Consider the following 4,283-nt stretch of genomic DNA (forward strand, 5'->3'; position numbering starts at 1 on the left):
CCCGCAAGGGCGCGGTTTTGCCGTGAGGCAAGCCGTGGATGCTCGGAGCAGTACCGGGTTGAGGCGCTAGGGCTGGCTGGCAACGGGCAAACACAAGTGAACTGCTGATAAACACCGTAAGGATAAACATGCCAAAGCTGCTGATAGGCATGAACCAAAAGGTACGAGGTCGGTTATCTCCGTGGGATGTGGGGATACGTTCGCCATTACGGCCTCCGGTGAAAAAGCAGGTCCTAACCCAGTCGTGTGACAGATAGGGAACGTGGTAAGCCCGTATCGCTGCCCTCGTGGCAGGTGAGCCGCAAGGTGAGCTGTTGGCGGTGCGGGTATGGGATCGCAGAGAAAGCGAATGCCGGACTGTAATGGTTCGGATAGGGGTTGGAACATTACCCCACGGGAAACCGGGCAGACTTCTGCGTGGTCTTTCGTCGCATGACGTCTGACTGACCCTATCTCATGAACATCGGGCTCAGCTCCATCGAGCCCTACTAAACCAACCTTGGCGGGATATGCGCATCCCGTCAGGGCCGGCGTGTGTCTTTCGCTTGGGATGGTTCAACCATCTTGAGAGGGAAGCAGCATGATAGTGCTCAGCCAACAGGCCGGGTCTGCGCTTTCCGGCACTCCGCAGCAATGGCACGACATCGACTGGTGTCGGGTTCAGCGGAATGTCCGGGGAATGCAGGTTCGGATTGCGAAGGCTTGTCGGGAAGGCGACTGGCGCAAGGTGAAAGCTTTGCAACGAATGCTGACCCGCTCGAAGTCGGCCAGATATCTGGCCGTACGAAGAGTCACTGAAAACCAGGGTAAGCGCACGGCGGGAGTCGACCGCGTGCTCTGGGATACACCTGACGCCAAATGGAAAGCGGCAAATGGGTTGAAGCGGCGCGGATATCAACCACGGCCTTTACGGCGTGTGCTCATTCCGAAGTCGAATGGGAAGGAACGCCCTCTGGGCATCCCAACCATGACCGATAGGGCCATGCAGGCGTTGTACCTGCTGGCCCTGGCGCCCATTGCAGAAACCAAGGGCGATCCGAACAGCTACGGCTTCAGGATCGAACGCTCGACGGCGGATGCGATGGGGCAGTTATTTGTCTGCCTGTCCAAGAAGGCTTCGGCCCAATGGGTGCTGGAGGCGGACATATTCGGTTGCTTCGATCACATCAACCATGACTGGTTGATCGCCAAAGTTCCCACGGACAAGGTGGTTCTCCGGAAATGGCTGAAGGCTGGCGTAGTGAATAAAGGCCAGCTGCAGGCAGCGGATGCAGGTACGCCACAAGGCGGGATCATCTCGCCGACATTGGCAAACATGGTGCTCGATGGCTTGGAATCACAGCTCAAGCAACATCTGGGCGTGACAAGGGCTAAGAAGCTGAAGGTTAACGTGGTGCGCTATGCGGACGATTTCGTGATCACTGGTAGCTCTCCTGAGATGCTGGAAAACGAGGTCAGACCTTGGGTAGAGCAGTTTCTGGCGGAACGCGGGCTGCGGTTGTCACCTGAGAAAACGCAGATCGTCCATATCGACCAAGGCTTCGACTTTCTGGGATGGAACTTCCGCAAGTACAGCGGGAAGCTCCTGATCAAGCCGAGCAAGAAGAACGTCAAGGCGTTCTACAGCAAAGTGAAGGAAGTTATCGACACTCGCAAGACGGCAAGGCAGGAGGATTTAATCCGATTGTTGAATCCTATCTTGCGAGGCTGGGCGTTGTATCACCAGCCAGTGGTGGCCAAGCAGGCGTACAGCCGCATGGATAGCAAAGTGTTTCTGAAGCTCTGGCGTTGGGCGAAACGGCGACATCCGAACAAGTCACTGGAATGGGTCAGGAAGAGGTATTTCCCGGCTGCTGGCGATAGAAATTGGATGTTCGCTACCACGGTACAAGATGAAGAGGGGACAAAACGGGAGGTCGCGTTGTACTCGCTCGCGAGCACACCGATTGAGCGGCACAAGAAGGTGAGCGGGGACTACAACCCCTTCGATCTTTCGATGGAAGCAATAGGCGAGAAACTGCGAATGGAACGGATGCTGAAAAAGCTGAAATACCGTAAGCAGGTGACCAGCCTGTTTCAGAACCAAAAAGGACTGTGTTTGCTTTGCAATCAACCGATTACCAAGGAGACGGGATGGCACGACCATCACATTATCTACCGCTCACAAGGCGGTGGAGACTCATTGGGTAACCGGGTACTATTGCACCCCATTTGCCACCGACAACTTCATGCTCGTGGTTTGACAGTGTGCAAACCGGCCTCTTCGGGGGCTTTGTTAAAGGCTTGAGCCGTATGCGTTGAAAGGCGCACGTACGGTTCTTAGGGGGCCCCGGTTCCGGTTAACGGAACGGGGCTACCCGACTTTCAGCCCATCGAGAGGCGTGCGGCCCAGCCCGGCCGATGGCTCGCCGCAAGCACGGACCCCAAAAACAAGATGGCAGTCAAATATCCCGCTTTTCGTAAAAAATTCCCCCTACTGGTTACTGGCGGTTTGCTCGCATTGCAACCTGTAGCGACTCCTCTTGTGATCGCAGCCGAACAGTTCGCCTGTCAGCCTGGTGCTGGTGGCGGTTGGAGCTGCGCATCCGATCCGGCGAGTCCCGATCTGCCTCCCCGCCCTGTACACCGAGGCAGTGCCGCGAGCGATACCACCAGCGCGGCACAACCACGCGCCAGCAAGGCTGAGCGCCAAGCCGCCACCACCAAGCTGGTGACTGAGAGCAAGGGCCGCGCGCTGGCATCACGCAGTGCCGACTACAGCCACCTGGACTGGGTGCCGCGTGACCAGCTGACTAATGCGCAGCTGGCCGAAACAGGTCCTTACTGCACCGGTACCTATGTTGAACCGAGCCGCCCCGGTCAGTTCGACGAGACGCCGATGAGTGACGCGCCGACCTACGTCTCAGCGAAAGCGACGCGCTACGAACAGCAGCAGGAAATCGCGACGCTGGCGGGTGACGTCGTGTTGCGTCAGGGCAGCATCCAGGCCGAAGCCGATGAAGCCAGTCTTCATCAGTTGGAAAACCGCGGCGAGCTGAAAGGCAATGTTCGCCTGCGTGACCGCAGCGCCCTGATGGTTGGCGACCGCGCCGAGATTTTCCTCGATACCGGTGAAGCTCAGGTCGATAACGCCGAGTACGTGGTTCACGATGGCAAGATCCGCGGTAGCGCGCTGTATGCCAAGCGCACCGACGACGCCATCATCCGCCTCAAGGACGGGACGTACACGCGCTGTGAGCCAGGCGACAACGATTGGTATCTGCAAGGCAACAACGTCACCCTGAACCCAGCGACCGGCTTTGGCTCGGCGACCAACGTGACGCTTCGGGTCAAGGGCGTCCCGGTGTTCTACACGCCGTATATCCACTTCCCGATCGATGATCGCCGCCAATCCGGCTTCCTCGCGCCCAGCATCAGCTCCTCGAGCGATACCGGGCTGTCGTTGGTTACCCCGTACTATTTCAACCTGGCGCCGAATTTCGACGCCACGCTCTACCCGAACTACATGACCGACCGCGGTCTGCTGATGGAAGGCCAGTTCCGCTACCTGACCCGCCGTAGCGAAGGCCAGTTCGGCGGAGCCTACCTGAACGACAGCAACGATGATCGCGAGCTGCAGTCCGAGTATGAGGACCAACGCTGGATGTACAGCTGGCAGCATCGCACCGGTCTGGACAGCCGGTGGCTAGCGGAAGCCGACTACACCGATATCAGCGATCCCTACTATTTCCAAGACCTCGATACCAACCTGGGCATCGATCAGCCGGATCATCTGGACCAGCGGGGCACGCTGAGCTATCGCGGCGACGGCTATACCGCACGGCTGAACGTACACGCTTACGAGCGTGCCACGGTTACCGACATCACGCCCTATGAGCGCCTGCCGCAACTAACGCTCAATGGCGCCCTGCCGTTCCAGCCAGGCGGTTTGCGGTTTGCCTACAACACCGAGTTCGTTAGCTTCCAGCGCAGTTTGCGTGAGGGATTCTTTACCGACGAGGATGGAAATACCGGCCTGCCCGAGCATCGCTGGTACGACGATCGCCTACGTGGTTTAACCCGCGCCGAAGGCGAGCGTCTCCATCTGGAGCCGGGCGTCAGCCTGCCGCTTGACTGGACGTGGGGCTTTCTCAAGCCGTCGCTAAAATATGCATACACCCAGTACGATCTGGATCTCGATGACCGGGGCCAACAGACGCTGGCAGCCTATGAGTCGTTTGATAAAACCCAGAACCGCAGCGTGCCGATCTTCAGCGTCGACAGCGGTCTCTATTTCGATCGTG

The 4,283-nt window shown here is 58.3% G+C and carries 2 protein-coding genes; both read left to right on the forward strand.

What is annotated here, in order from left to right:
- Window positions 1-580 precede the first annotated feature (580 nt).
- Window positions 581-2,287: a group II intron reverse transcriptase/maturase gene (gene ltrA, locus DQ405_RS24850; RefSeq protein ID WP_168426395.1), complete on the forward strand. Its 1,707-nt coding sequence runs from the start codon at window positions 581-583 to the stop codon at window positions 2,285-2,287.
- Window positions 2,288-2,434: 147 nt separating this feature from the next.
- On the forward strand, window positions 2,435-4,283 hold a 1,849-nt coding region (locus DQ405_RS24855; protein WP_168426396.1), incomplete at its 3' end, for an LPS-assembly protein LptD.

The sequence above is a fragment of the Pseudomonas sp. SST3 genome (assembly GCF_003325755.1).